At 36.0% G+C, this 13,693-nt stretch carries 9 protein-coding genes; 5 read left to right on the top strand and 4 right to left on the bottom strand.

Annotated features, from left to right (window positions below):
* The first annotated feature begins 78 nt into the window (after positions 1-78).
* Together cls and JZO69_RS11610 are read left to right on the top strand one after the other, a co-directional pair.
* Positions 79-1,575 carry a cardiolipin synthase gene (gene cls, locus JZO69_RS11615; protein ID WP_207113036.1) on the top strand — a complete coding sequence of 499 codons (1,497 nt, stop codon included), beginning with the start codon at positions 79-81 and terminating at the stop codon, positions 1,573-1,575.
* 99 nt (positions 1,576-1,674) lie between these two features.
* Positions 1,675-3,156, top strand: coding sequence for an AcpB/EbpR/MafR family transcriptional regulator (locus JZO69_RS11610; protein WP_207113035.1), 1,482 nt, complete (start codon positions 1,675-1,677; stop codon positions 3,154-3,156).
* Between the two features lie 67 nt (positions 3,157-3,223).
* Here the strand turns inward: JZO69_RS11610 and JZO69_RS11605 are convergent, their stop codons facing one another.
* From JZO69_RS11605 to JZO69_RS11595, 3 genes are read right to left on the bottom strand one after another with little or no spacing between them, the layout of a single operon-like run.
* Positions 3,224-4,369, bottom strand: coding sequence for an ArgE/DapE family deacylase (locus JZO69_RS11605; RefSeq protein ID WP_207113034.1), 1,146 nt, complete (start codon positions 4,367-4,369; stop codon positions 3,224-3,226).
* Positions 4,370-4,382: 13 nt separating this feature from the next.
* Positions 4,383-5,780, bottom strand: coding sequence for an MFS transporter (locus JZO69_RS11600; protein WP_207113033.1), 1,398 nt, complete (start codon positions 5,778-5,780; stop codon positions 4,383-4,385).
* A 2-nt stretch (positions 5,781-5,782) separates the two neighbouring features.
* Positions 5,783-6,979: a M20 family metallopeptidase gene (locus JZO69_RS11595; RefSeq protein WP_207113032.1), complete on the bottom strand. Its 1,197-nt coding sequence runs from the start codon at positions 6,977-6,979 to the stop codon at positions 5,783-5,785.
* 188 nt (positions 6,980-7,167) lie between these two features.
* Here JZO69_RS11595 and JZO69_RS11590 point away from each other — a divergent pair, with 188 nt between their 5' ends.
* On the top strand, positions 7,168-9,504 hold the full coding sequence (locus tag JZO69_RS11590) for a helix-turn-helix domain-containing protein (protein ID WP_207113031.1): 2,337 nt from the start codon (positions 7,168-7,170) through the stop codon (positions 9,502-9,504).
* Positions 9,505-9,588: 84 nt separating this feature from the next.
* Entirely contained in the window at positions 9,589-10,062 is a 474-nt protein-coding gene (locus tag JZO69_RS11585; RefSeq protein ID WP_207113030.1) for a glutathione peroxidase, read from the top strand.
* Positions 10,063-10,590: 528 nt separating this feature from the next.
* On the opposite strand, the gene JZO69_RS11580 is transcribed toward JZO69_RS11585, so the two are convergent.
* Positions 10,591-11,517 carry a hypothetical protein gene (locus tag JZO69_RS11580; RefSeq protein WP_207113029.1) on the bottom strand — a complete coding sequence of 309 codons (927 nt, stop codon included), beginning with the start codon at positions 11,515-11,517 and terminating at the stop codon, positions 10,591-10,593.
* A gap of 482 nt (positions 11,518-11,999) precedes the next feature.
* Here JZO69_RS11580 and kdpA point away from each other — a divergent pair, with 482 nt between their 5' ends.
* A complete protein-coding gene (gene kdpA / locus JZO69_RS11575) occupies positions 12,000-13,682 on the top strand; it encodes a potassium-transporting ATPase subunit KdpA (RefSeq protein WP_207113028.1) in 1,683 nt (560 codons plus the stop codon).
* Positions 13,683-13,693 lie beyond the last annotated feature (11 nt).

The raw sequence follows: 13,693 nt of genomic DNA, 5'->3' as shown, positions 1-13,693 counted from the left end.
AATAAGTTTTTTTATAAAAGTATTTCAGTATTTTTTATAGTAGTTAAAAAAACTTTCGTTATTTTAAGGAGGATAACTATGAATCAAACATTACGTCAATTTAGTATCGTTTTACTTGTTACAATAATCACATTTTTTCTGCTTTTTATTTTTTTACCGCAATTTGTTTTGATTATCCTTTCATTGTTTGAGCTGATTTCTATTCTATTAAGTATGTATATTGTTTTTAAACGTAAGGATGTAACAAGCGTTAAAGTGGCTTGGGTTCTGACATTGTATTTTGTTCCAGTCGTTGGGTTGTTTGTCTATCTTTTCTTTGGGCGCAGTAACTTGAAAAGTAATGCTGTTCAAAAGCGAGAGCAGGCTAGACTGATTCGCTATGTTCAGAGGATAAACATGAAGATATTGGAACCGTTGAGTTGTTTGGAAGAGAAAAATGAGCGCTTGTCGAAAAAAGCGGTAGTAGGAGGAAATCAATTTGAAGTGCTTACGGATGGTGAAGAAACCTTTTCGGCTATTTTTGCAGCACTGAATGAAGCGCAACACCATATTCATTTGTTTTATTTCATAATCAAAGAGGATGAACTTGCGGATCAACTCAGAAAAATCTTGATAAAGAAAGCTTCAGAAGGAGTCAAAGTTCGCTTTGGGGTGGACGGGTTAGGTTCTGTAAAATTATCTGATACGTATCTTGATTCTTTAAAAGCGGCTCAGGTAGAAGTAGAAATTTTCAATCCGATCCAGTCGTTTTATCAGATTGCCAGAGCGAATTGGCGCAATCATAGAAAAGTGATCGTTATCGATGGAACGCTTGGTTTTGTAGGAGGCTTAAATATTGGAAATGAATATCTTGGCATAACACCCAAATTTTCTCATTGGCGAGATACACATTTACAAATAGCAGGTTCTTTAGTGACACAATTACAGGAAAGTTTTTTATATGATTGGCTGTATATGAAAAATAGCGCTGGAAGTGCCAATGAATTTATGCTAGAAAGTTATTTTCCTACAATTGAAGTAGGAAGCGATGAAGGACAAGTGATTTATGGTGGTCCATATGATCAAGAACGCGTGGTTCGGGATGTTTTGTTTAATTTGATCGATTCGGCGAAGGAGAAACTTTCCATCGCTAGTCCTTACTTTGTGCCAGATGATGAACTGTTGGCTTTATTAAGAAGGGCTGCTCGTAATGGTATCAAAGTGGAGATCATTATTCCAGGAAAAGGGGACAGAAAACTGTCTTATTATGGAAATGACTTTTACTTGGAAGATTTGATCAGTGCGGGGATTCAGGTCTATAAATACGATGATACAGCCTTTTTACACTGTAAAGTAATGATTATTGATGAACAAGTTGCCACGATTGGCTCGACAAATTTTGATATTCGCAGTTTTGATATCAATCACGAAGTGTCCGCTATTTTATATACTGGCCAAGCAATTCAAAAATTAGCAGATGATTTCAAAAAGGATCTAGCTAATGCCAAACAAATCACGGCTCTTGAATTAGCACAAAGAAGTACTTGGAAAAAAATCAAAAGTAAAATCTGTGGCTTGTTTGCACCACTGTTATAAAGCTTGGAAAATCTTATATGACGTGTTTTAAAAGCGCTCGTGCTATACTATTACAAAGAAATCTAATAAAAAATGACGACACACACAAGGGGGAAAAACATGCGGAAATTGTATATAGACCTAGTAACAGATAAAAAAGCGATTCGATTGATTAATCTAATTTATTTTTTAGCGGATACTTCTGATTTATTGACAATGGAAGATGTGGCAGCCAACTTGGGTGTGACAAAAAAAACGTTAAAAAGTGATTTAGCTTTACTGCAGGAATACAGCCCAGTGATCGATGGATTTGTGCAAGTAAAAAAAAAAACCATTATTTTTAACCGAGACAGTACCTACACGATCGAAGAAATATTATCGGATATCATCGACCAGCAGCCACTTTTTACTTTGTTGAGTGCTTTGCTTGACGGTGAAGAATATTCGATTGAAACTTGGTGTGACCGGATTTGGTTGTCAGAGCGAACCTTGAGACGCTATTTGCCACACTTGACTGAGGTATTAGAACGATACAACTTGACCTTACAGCTGTCGCCGCATTTGGCTTTGATTGGAACTGAAGCCGATATTCGGTATTTATATTTCGATTACACAAGTCAAAGAGGCTGGCGAGAAGAAGATGTTCATCTTGATGAAATGGTTCAAAAGTTTTATTACGAATTTCAAGAAGCCTTTCTAAATAAGTACCAAAGAGTGTTAACATTGGATGCAAATCGAGCGAAAATGTGGCACCATGTTATTTTGCAAAGAGTCGGTAAGCATTTGTATATCCCTAAAAAGCAGGATCCTAGTCAAAAATATGCGATGACAGATCGGTTTGAAGTGTTTTCTGACATCTATGATCAATTGATGAAGAAGTATTTTTCAATAGAAAATCTCCCTTATGAAGAACACATCTATGCGTATGTCACAACCTTAGCAAGTGTCATTTATTTACCTCCAGAAGGGGAGATTTACTCGATCAATCTGACACGGAAATCCAACTACGACAATCAGTATAATCAGATCTTCGATTTTGGTGAAAGTGTTCCTTTGGATCCTTCAAGAAGTAAAGAAATGTATCATTGCGTGAATTCATTTTTGGAAAATCTTAGTCTATTGTCTAGAGTAACGCCCTTATTTCAAAGAAACTCATTCGAGCTGAATCAATATGCCAAAAGAGAATTTCCTACGATTTACCAAGCGTGTTTGGCAAAATTAAAACAAGTCAAGCTACCGCACGATGCACAATTAGTGTATCCGGAAGATGTAGCAACGAATTTGAGTTTGCTATTTAGTTCTTATTTAATTGATACGACAATCGAAAACAATAAAAAAATTCTTTTGAGTATTTCTGGTGAAGCCTGTTATGTTCAGCATTTGATTGCTATTTTAAAGAAAAGAATTCCCAGCAATTTTGATGTTATTTGGGTTTTTAATGAAAAAATTACTGAAGAGTATATAAAAAGAGAAGGCGTTGATGTGATTATTTATAATCATGTGATGTTAGTACCGATTGAAGGGTGTTTAAGTATCAAAGTTTCACAGTTTCCTGCAACAGGTGAGTTGGAAAGATTGACGAAAAAGTTATTTGAGCTTTGAGTGGAATCATAAGCAAGAGAAAAAGCCGGAATGAACAGATTAAAGTTCATTTCGGCTTTTTACTAGTTTATTTTAAAAATTCTTTTGCAATGTTTTCATTGATCGTGATCATTTGGTAAAAGTCATTGATGTTCACGAATTCATTAGGTTGATGCGCATATTTGGTTTCACCAGGACCTAGAATCAAAATAGGAAACTCTTTTTTTACACGTCCAAATTGAGAACCATCTGTATAACCTGTCATACCGAATGTATTTGCTGTTTCACTTGTAACTTCTGAAACGACTTTTTGTGTTAAGACTGTAAATGGATCGTCAAGTTCAGTTTTCATTGATGGTAAATCATTGATAAACTCGATCTCTGCTTTAAAGTCTGGAACGGTTGCTGTTAATTTATCTAGCATCTCTTTGAATTGTTGTTTTAGCTCAGAATGATCTTGTGCTTTGATTGTGCGAATGTCGATCTCCACTGTACATTTATCAGGAACAACATTGGTTCCGTTACCGCCATTGATAATATCTAGGCTGGAAGTCGATGCGCCGACTAATTCATCTACAGATTGAGAGAAATCAAAGGTTTCTTTGAAGGCATTCAAAACTAAAAGCATATGCTCAATTGCATTTACACCTTGATCTGGCATTGAGCCATGAGCTGTTTTTCCGTAAGTTGTGATACGAGGCCATAAAGCACCTTTGTGAGCTACGCCGATCTCAACATTTGTAGGTTCACCGATCACTAATGCATCTAAATCATCTGCATAGCCTTTATCAACTAATTGACCAGAACCGATAGCGCTCGTTTCTTCTCCTACGGTTGCTAAAAGTTTGATGGTTCCTTTAAAGTTTGAACCGGCTTCTTTTAAACGAATCATCGCAACAACTGCTGCAATCAAGCCTGATTTCATATCACATGTTCCGCGCCCATATAGTAAACCGTTTTTTTCAAATGCAGCAAAGGGATCTTCATCCCAAGGGATTTCACCTACAGGAACAACATCCATATGTCCAGAAAAACCTAGGACAGGACCTGCTTCATTGCCTTTCAGAGTTGCAACTAATTGATTACGTCCTTCGCTATATTCAACTTGTTCACAAGGAATACCATGTTTTTCAAAAAGAGCTTGTAGTTTATCGGCAACTAATTTTTCTTTTCCTAAAATGCTTTTGATTTGAACGACTTCTTTTAATAATTGTAATGCTTCTTGGTTATCCATGAATGTTCTCTCCTTATACTTGTTTTTCTTTTGGAATAATAAATAGGATTGAGCCTAAGGCTAAAACGCAGAAAAGAATGTTTGTCAGTAAGCCAAATGTCGCTCCTTGTGTATAATTACCACCAGCACTAAATCCATTGTAAACTGCAGCAGAAATCGCGACGCCTAATGCTCCGCCAAGAGAGCTGGCCATTTTATAAATACCAGAAGCTACACCGGCTTTTTCATTTGGCACGCTAGAAATTGCTGTGTCTGTAGATGGTGTCGCATACATGCCAAGTCCCATTCCGAATAAACTATAACCAATAAAAACTAATACGAAATAGGCAGTGCCTGTCACCATCGTTAACGCCATCAAAGCAACACCTGTTCCAGAAAGAATCGTGCCCCATAACATTGGTTTTTTCGCGCCGATTGTTTGCAATAATTTTTCACCGATCCGAATCGTGATCAAGACCAGACACAAGTAACCGATTGATAACATACCAGTTTTAGCGGAAGAAAGGCCGCGTCCTTGTTGAACATACGTATTGATAACGATTAACGTGCCGGCAACAGCATTCAATAGGAAATTAGAAATCGTTGCACCAAGATAACCACGGTTTTCAAATAAAGAAAACTCAACAAAACTATTGTCGATCGCTTGCTCCACTTTATAAAAAGCAATCAGCCCTATGATAACGACTACGGCTAAAATCAACACGATCGGACTTGTCCAACCTAATTCAGAACCTTTAGAAACAACAACGTTTAAAGCAACCATTGAAACGATAAATAAAAGCAACCCAATCGAGTCAAATTTACTATTGCTATTACTTACGACCTTGCTTTCAGGTGTTCCAAAAATCAATAACGCACTACAAATCGAAACAATAATAGAAAAAATAAAGACATACCGCCAGCCTAAAGAACTAGCAATGGCGCCACCAAAGAACGAACATAAACCAGAACCGCCCCAAGATCCGATCGACCAATAACTTAGTGCTCGTTGACGATCTTTGCCTTCATAATAGGTTTTAACTAAAGCCATTGTTGCAGGCATGATACAAGCCGCTGATAGTCCTTGTAAAATACGACCACCAATAAATAAAATAGGTCCGTGTGCAATGACTAAAGCTGCTGAACCGATAACACTTAAAATAAGTCCAATATACGTTAATTTCATTCTGCCTAATTTATCCGCCAAACCGCCTGCTACGACGATAAAAATACCAGAGAATAAACCAGTCATGGAAATTCCTATGTTTAAAACGCCAGAAGAAACACCTAAGTCACTTTGTACGGCTGGCGCCATATTTAGTAAAGATTGGGCAAACAACCAATAAGTCAAAACGCTTAAAACGATTCCTATTAATAATTTGTTTGTCCCTTTATATGTTACAGCCTCTGCTGTATGTGTTGTTGCTTTCATGATTAAACTCCTTCAGATAAATAATGTAAAACAGCTGCACCCATTGATTTTGCAGCAATCAATAAACAATCTTCGTCAATATAAAATTTTGGATGATGATGTGGATACATTGGTGTTCCTTCTTTATGAGCACCAACGAAAAAGAAACAGCTTGGTCGTTCTTTTGCATAATAAGAAAAATCTTCAGAAGGAGTTTGTGGTCCGCATTCGACTAATTGTTTCACTTCTGGAATTTGCGCTTCGCTCAATGCTTTAGCAACCATTTCAGTGGTTTTAGCATCGTTGACACAAACTGGGTAATCATTAGCGTAATCAAGTTCATAGCTGATACCGAATGTTTGGCAGATGCCATCTAGAATTTGTTTGAATTCTTTTTCCACTATTTCTCGTGTTTCTTCTTTCATGATCCGTACATCGCCTTCCAGCGTAACAGAATCTTTGATGACGTTGGCTGAGCCTTTTCCGTCAAATGAACCAATCGTGACTGTGGCAGTATCAAAAGGATTGATTCTGCGACTAACGATTGTTTGAACGGCTGTGACAAATTGAGAAGCCGCTACGATCGTATCGTTGGCATCTTGTGGTGTTGAACCATGTCCGCCTTTTCCTTGCATAACAACTTTAAACGTTGCACGACCAGTGTGAACAGGTCCAGAATGATAAAAGACATCGCCAAGTGGCATCAAACTCATCACGTGAATCCCCAAAACATGATCCACGCCGTCTAAACAACCAGCTTCAATCATTCCTTTAGCGCCACCAGGTGGTACTTCTTCGGCAGGTTGATGGATGACACGAATCGTTCCTGCTAGTTGATCTTTTAATTCAATTAGTGAATCAGCCAAAACCATCATATAGGCGGTGTGTCCATCGTGTCCGCAAGCGTGCATGACATTTGGTGTTTTTGAAGCAAATGGTAAGCCTGTATCTTCTTGGATTGGCAACGCATCGAAATCAGCTCTAATCGCTAAGAACGGTCCTTTTTTGCCACCATGAATGTCGACTAAAATACCATTGCCGCCGCCCACTTTTGTTTGAACGTCACAGTCTTTGCCAGCGTAAAAATCAGCGATGTATTTTGCTGTTTCTGTTTCATGAAAAGATAGCTCTGGATTCTCATGAAAATGTCGGCGAATCTTGATTATTTCAGCTTCTTTTTGTTGAAGCAATGTGAATAGTTGTGTACGTAAATCGTCCATTTGATAATCTCCTTTCAAATACAATTCATATTCTATTCTTAATTAAAAACTTCACAATGCTAGAAATTTCTAAATTACAGAAATCCCTTTTAGAATAGATAGATTGGAAACTATAAGGTTGATAAACGAACGATATTTTCTGAAATGAGTGTTATAATGAAAAGGAAATAAACAAAAGAGGTAAGTAAATGATTGTAAATGAAAACTATCAGATTAATTATCAGCAATTGCTGATGGAACAAGATGTACTATGTAAAGAAACGACCATTTTGATGGTCTTAAAAGGAAGCATGTTTATTACTATAGAAGAAACAACTGATCGAGTAAGTGCAGGAGAACTGTTTGTAATCAATGCAGGGGATCATTTTCTTTTGAGTGGCGATTTAGAACAAAATTGTACTTATTTAGAGTTGAGAATTAATAGTGTTTTCTTTGCGGCTCAATTTTCTGCGTTTTTCTATACGCGCTTTGACTGTACACCCATCCAAAAAGAACATGGGAAAATGCCTGCGATCGCAGCTTTAAGAAGACAAGTTGCGGAGTTGTGTTTAGTTGAATTTAGCGATGACCCTTCAAAAAAACTCAAGATCACTTTATTTTTAACACAGATTATTTTGTCCTTGGTTCATCATTTTCAAAAAGAAGAAGTCACAGAGTATCATCCTTCTGACAATCAAAAATTAAGAGAGATCTTGGAATATATCGAAGAACATTACCAGGAAGGAATCCTATTATCTGATGCGGCAGAATATTTTTTTATGTCGGAATCCTCTTTATCGAAGTTTTTTAAGAAGGAAACGGGCGATTACTTTTCTCATTATGTACGGACGATTTGTGTGAAGCACAGTTTGTCAGAGTTGCTGTATACGAAAAAAAGTATCGAGCAAATTGCTTTAGATAGTGGGTTTAGCAATAGTAAAACGTATCGTCAACATTTCAAAAAAATCTTTAACGATTCGCCAACCAGTTATCGTTCATCTCACTTAGAGCAGACAAAGGCACCACAGAAAATCAAACAAGTCGTTCAAACAACAGAGCTTCAAATTAAAGAAATTTTGGTTCCGTTATACAGTTATATTCAAACAGGGTTGGAGGAATCTCGTCCTTCAGAATTATCGCTAAAGACCAAACAGCTTCATATTACAACAGAACAATCTGAAGCCGATTACCTAAAAAAAGATGTGATCATTCATGTTGGTTCGTGGGAAGCATTAGCCTCTAAAAAAATCCAAAGTGAAATTCTAGACATAAAACAGCAAATTGGAATTAAATATATTAGTATCCAATCGCTATTTACACAAATTCCTTTAACGGTTCAGATCCATCAAGAAGCTGGAATGAACTCATTTCCTGCATTTGAACAGTGGGACTACATTCTGACCTTTTTAGAAGATGCTCGGCTGGATATTTATTTCCAGTTGTCTCTTATAGAATTTAATCAGCTAAGTGTTAGAGTGAAAGATATCTGCCGTAAATTTTTCCGGCATGTTCAAAATAAGTTTGGAACAAAAATGACGGAGCAATGGAAAGTTAATTGTCTATTTAAAGGTCAAAATCTTGCTGACTATTATCCTGAATTTCTAGAAGTGAAAAGAAGCTTATCTGAGCTCTCTTCTAAAATAGATGTAGGCGCAGAAATTCCTCTGCCTGACCCATTCTTTGAGCAAAATGACTCAGAACAAACGCGATTTTTTTGCGAAATGATTGCAGCAAAGTGTGATTTTTTGTCATTTTCTGCCGAGCCTAATTATGTGTTTCAAAATTTAGATAGTACCTTTCCAGATTTAAAAAATTATCATCAATATGTGCTGAATAAAACCTTGCATATCAAGCATATCTTAAAAGAATACGAAATCAAGCTACCACTTTATCTCACTGAATGGAATACCTTGACTGGGATGACGAGAAATAGTAATGGAACATTCTTTAGAGGAGCGATTATTTTAAAAGATCTTTTAATGCTGGATACATTGGTGGATGGTTTCGGTTTTTGGCTGAATATCGAGTTGTATGAGAAACAAACGCAAGAACGACCGCTAAAAAATGATGGTTTGGAACTATTTCATTTTTACAGTGGAAAAAGACCAGTCTATTTTTGTTTATGGCTAGCCCGAAGGATGGATGGGAAGGTTTTGGCACAAGGGGAAGAATATTTGTTGACTTATGTTGATGGCAAGTATCAGTTATTGTTGTTTAATACGAATTATTTTGATCCTCATCTTTCTTCGGAAGAGGCTTTTCTTGAAAGCCAAGCAGTGACGTTTGAAATCGAATTAGCGGCCATTAAATCAACCCATTATCAGATCAAGCAAATTGACTTTAACCGGCACAATGGAGCGTTATTTTACACGTATGAAGAATTCCGTAATGCCGAAGCACTTGATTTTGAAACTCAAAAATATGTTGTAGACAGTACCAGACCGAAGATCAAAGTCTTTGATACTCAAATCGATGATACGTTTAATTATTATGTGACGCTTGATACAAACGGTATCGTGCTATTGGAACTGACGCCTATTTTATGATCGATCAAAGGTCGTTTCCTTGACGAAAATCCCTCTACTAGCTAGTATTTAACTAAGACAGATAATTGGAGAGGAAGAAGTAACATGAGTATTTATGATTATCAAGTGAAAACGACAAATGATGAGACCGTTTCTTTGGAAGATTATCGAGGAAAAGTACTTCTGATTGTAAATACAGCGACAGGTTGCGGTTTTACACCTCAATATGAAGGCTTAGAAGAGTTATATAAAAAATACCGTGAGCAAGGGTTAGAAATCTTAGATTTCCCTTGTAACCAATTTGGGCATCAAGCACCTGGAACCAATCAAGAAATCAGTGACTTTTGTCAGTTGACGTACCAAACGACGTTTCAAACGTTTGGAAAAATCAATGTGAATGGCGAAAATGCTGATCCTTTGTATGATTTTTTAAAAGGTGAAAAAGGTGGTCTTTTAGGCGGCGCAATCAAGTGGAACTTTACTAAGTTTTTAGTGGATCGTGACGGCAATGTTGTAAAACGCTTTGCACCAACTGTTGAACCGGAAAAAATTGCTGGAGATATTGAGAAGTTATTATAAAAAATACTTTTCCGTTCTTGATAGCAAGAATCATTTCATGGTATGATGTTTTTTCTGAGAAAGAAGATAAAGAGTAAGCCCCTGGAGAGTCTGATTCTCTAGGGGCTTTTTTGGGTAGTCTGGCTATAGCTACTGTTGTTTTTGTATTTTTTATTCAGCCGATACTCAAGTAACGAGATTAGGATTCCAACAAGAAGTGGACAGATTAATGCTACGAACATAAATGGGACACCTAAGGTAGGTTACAAAATATAATACGCACTATTGGCTATAAATTCATTATTTGTAGGGTAACCTTGTTCTAGTAGGCCATTTCTTTTTATTTCAGAATTAGTTCGATCGATAAGAGCATGCTGTGAAAGAATATGAGTGAGCGCTCGAAATTATTGCCAAAATTTACTGTGGGAAAAGCTGTTGAAAATAACTATTTACGAATATCGTCTATCGTGTGAAAAAAGTTATATAGTAGAAAAACAACAAACACTTTACCATCAGATTTACATCAGCTGATGGTAAAGTGTTTGTTTCTTATTTATTAAAAACCACGTTGTAAAAATCAAATTGAGAGCTACTATCCAAGACACTTATTTTTAAAGTTGTTGCTCCACTAATATCAAAATTATAATGTTTATTCGCAATTTCAGCTGAAATAGTCTCTTGCTCTTTTTTGATACCATCGACTTCTATTTTTAACTTTCCATCTTCAATGTTATTCGATTCAGAATCTAATTTACCTGCATCAAATTCAATAGAGCTATACTTGTTTTTTGTATTTATCAAGACAAATGAGCCTTTATCGTGATATTTAGAACTATCTAAAATAAATCCATTTTCTATTAAATTCCCTGCAACTTTCGCTTCCTCCTCATAATTATTTAAAGAGGTAAAACGTTCGCCACTATATAAAATATTGTAGGAATCTGACAAAGCTGTTTTAGTTACTTGTTGTCCAGTACTGCCTATGTAAATCTTTTTCTCATCTTCGTCATACCCTACTTCTTTATCCAATGCCACTTTTAAAATATTTTCCCCATAATAAGTGGCATTATTAATCAATGCTACAGAACCTTTAACACCGGTTTTTTCTAATCCATCAATCACTAATGAAGCTTGAGATAGTTCAGCATAATTTTTCTGATTTAGATCTTTAATCTTTTCATTGGCTTTCTTTTGGTCTTTTTCCTTTTCCGAGATGATGGCGTTTAAAGACTGAATGTCTTGTTTTAATTTTTTATTCTCTTCTAATTTTGTCTCAAGTTCTGGAACAATAATCTGAGTTGCTTTTTGCGGAAGTACGAATGGAATAAGTAAAGCGAATAATGGAATAAGCAAAGGAATTCCAACTTTTAACATATCTTTTAATTGATCTTGCTGTCCTGTTGTAATTCTCCATAAAAAATAAAAAGATACCACTAAACTAAAAATTAAAATAGCAATAATAGCAAAAATATTCAAATTTCACGACTCCTTTTTCTTTAAAAATAAAATGGTTTTGCTTAAATCTTCCTTGAGGATAAAAATGACCAGTTTTTTATTGATGTGCTACAAAAAGACTTCTGAATGAATTATGCATTCTAATTTTTCGGCTGAACAAATACCTGAGTAAGTAACTTTTTGTGTATATGCGTCTCTTTCCGTTAATAATCCCTTCCATATTTTAACAGATGAATTGAAAAAAATATACAACTATTTTTAATAAATAAAATATTTAAGGAATTTTTTATCTGATAAAATGTTTTTATTTATATGCAACAATATTTCTATGTATAAAGATTGTATAAAGATCCAACCTAAACTTTAACACTATCTTTATATAAAATTTGATATCCTAATCTCATCAAATGAAAGAGAGGAATTTTCATGACGATTATTTCTGGAATTATCGCAGGATTTCTGCTTATTTACTTATTTTACCAACTACTTTGGGGGGATCAACAGTGAGCGCAATTATTATTCAACAAGCTATCTTTTTTATTGTTTTAATCGGTTTAGCCGTTCCGTTAGGTTTTTATATTCATAAAGTGATGACCAATCAAAAAACGATTCTAACAAAAATCATTCGTCCAATCGAAACGTGGATCTATCGCTTTTTAGGCACACCCGCTCAAAAAGAGATGACTGCTAAACAATATGGACTGAGCGTTTTATTTTTCAGTTTCTTTTCGTTTATTCTTTTGATGGCGATGCTTTTGGGACAAGGATTTTTACCATTAAACCCTGAGCAGCTGCCAGGTACGAGTTTTTCACTTGCTTTTAATACTGCAGCAAGTTTTATTACTAATACGAACTGGCAAGCTTATGCGGGAGAAGAGACTTTATCGATCTTTACTCAAGCATTTGGATTGACGGTGCAAAATTTTGTTTCAGCTGGTGTGGGGATTGCCGTATTATTTGTTTTACTTCGAGGGTTTACCAATCGGACAACAAAACATATCGGGAATTTCTGGCAAGATTTAACAAAAATTATTTTGTATGTTTTATTACCAATTTCTTTTGTAATTTCCTTGATTTTGATATCTCAAGGAGTTGTTCAAACATTTGCTGGTTCAGTTGAAACGACTAGTTTGGAGCTTGGGCAAAAAATCTTTTTACCTTTAGGAACAGTTGCTAGCCAAGTAGCGATCAAACAATTAGGTACCAATGGAGGTGGTTACTTCGGTGGAAACTCAACGTATCCTTTTGAGAATCCTAATTTGATTAGTAACTTTGTTGAAAACATTTCAATTTTATTGATTCCTGCAGCTTTGATCGTAGCATTTGGTTTGTTTGTTAAAGATTGGAAACAAGGTAGAACGATCATGATCGTTTCATTAGGATTTTTGATTGCTGCTTTGATTGGCGTGACTTTAAGCGAATATTATGGACCACAGTTTAGTCATGTGATCGGTCAAATGAACATGGAAGGAAAAGAAACTCGTTTTGGTATTGGTTGGTCCGCTCTTTGGGCAGTTAGCACAACAGCTGCTTCCAATGGTTCCATCAATGCAATGCTGGATAGTTTTACACCACTTGGCGGTTTGATTCCAATGTTCTTAATGCAGTTGGGTGAAATCATCTTTGGCGGAGCTGGTAGTGGACTATATGGGATGATCGTTTTCATCTTGCTTGCTATTTTTATCGCTGGTTTATTAGTGGGAAGAACACCCGAATATTTAGGCAAAAAAATCGAACCTTTCGATATGAAAATGGCTTGTCTAGTTATCTTGACTCCGTTGTTGCTGACATTGATCGGAACGATGTTGTTTATTTTAAATCCTCAAGCAATGTCTTGGTTGACCAATCAAGGACCGCATGGCTTTTCTGAGATACTCTATGCTTTTTCGTCTCTAGCCAATAATAACGGTAGTGCCTTCGCTGGTTTAACATCAGACACGACATTCTTGAATATCTTGGGTGGCATCATCATGATCCTTTCTCGTTTTATCCCGATGCTAGCTGTAATCTATTTAGCTTCAAATTTAGGGAAAAAGAAAATCGTAGCAACAGGATCAGGAACACTTTCAACGACAAATGCAACATTCGTTACGATGTTGATTATTGTGATTTTAGTGATCGGTGCATTGAGCTTCTTGCCATCAATGGCATTAGGACCAATCGCAGAACATTTTATGACAAATTAAGGTAAAGAAGG

Origin of the sequence: Candidatus Enterococcus ikei, from assembly GCF_017316105.1 — a bacterium.
In the GTDB taxonomy this organism is placed as follows: domain Bacteria; phylum Bacillota; class Bacilli; order Lactobacillales; family Enterococcaceae; genus Enterococcus_L; species Enterococcus_L ikei.
The sequence above is the reverse complement of the archived record's forward strand: the minus strand, read 5'-3'. Positions and strand labels throughout refer to the sequence as shown.

Excerpts from the sequence above, each read along its gene's own strand:
- cls (WP_207113036.1), top strand. The coding sequence starts at position 79 with ATGAATCAAACATTACGTCAATTTAGTATCGTTTTACTTGTTACAATA.
- JZO69_RS11610 (WP_207113035.1), top strand. The coding sequence starts at position 1,675 with ATGCGGAAATTGTATATAGACCTAGTAACAGATAAAAAAGCGATTCGA.
- JZO69_RS11605 (WP_207113034.1), bottom strand. The coding sequence starts at position 4,369 with ATGGATAACCAAGAAGCATTACAATTATTAAAAGAAGTCGTTCAAATC.
- JZO69_RS11600 (WP_207113033.1), bottom strand. The coding sequence starts at position 5,780 with ATGAAAGCAACAACACATACAGCAGAGGCTGTAACATATAAAGGGACA.
- JZO69_RS11595 (WP_207113032.1), bottom strand. The coding sequence starts at position 6,979 with ATGGACGATTTACGTACACAACTATTCACATTGCTTCAACAAAAAGAA.
- JZO69_RS11590 (WP_207113031.1), top strand. The coding sequence starts at position 7,168 with ATGATTGTAAATGAAAACTATCAGATTAATTATCAGCAATTGCTGATG.
- JZO69_RS11585 (WP_207113030.1), top strand. The coding sequence starts at position 9,589 with ATGAGTATTTATGATTATCAAGTGAAAACGACAAATGATGAGACCGTT.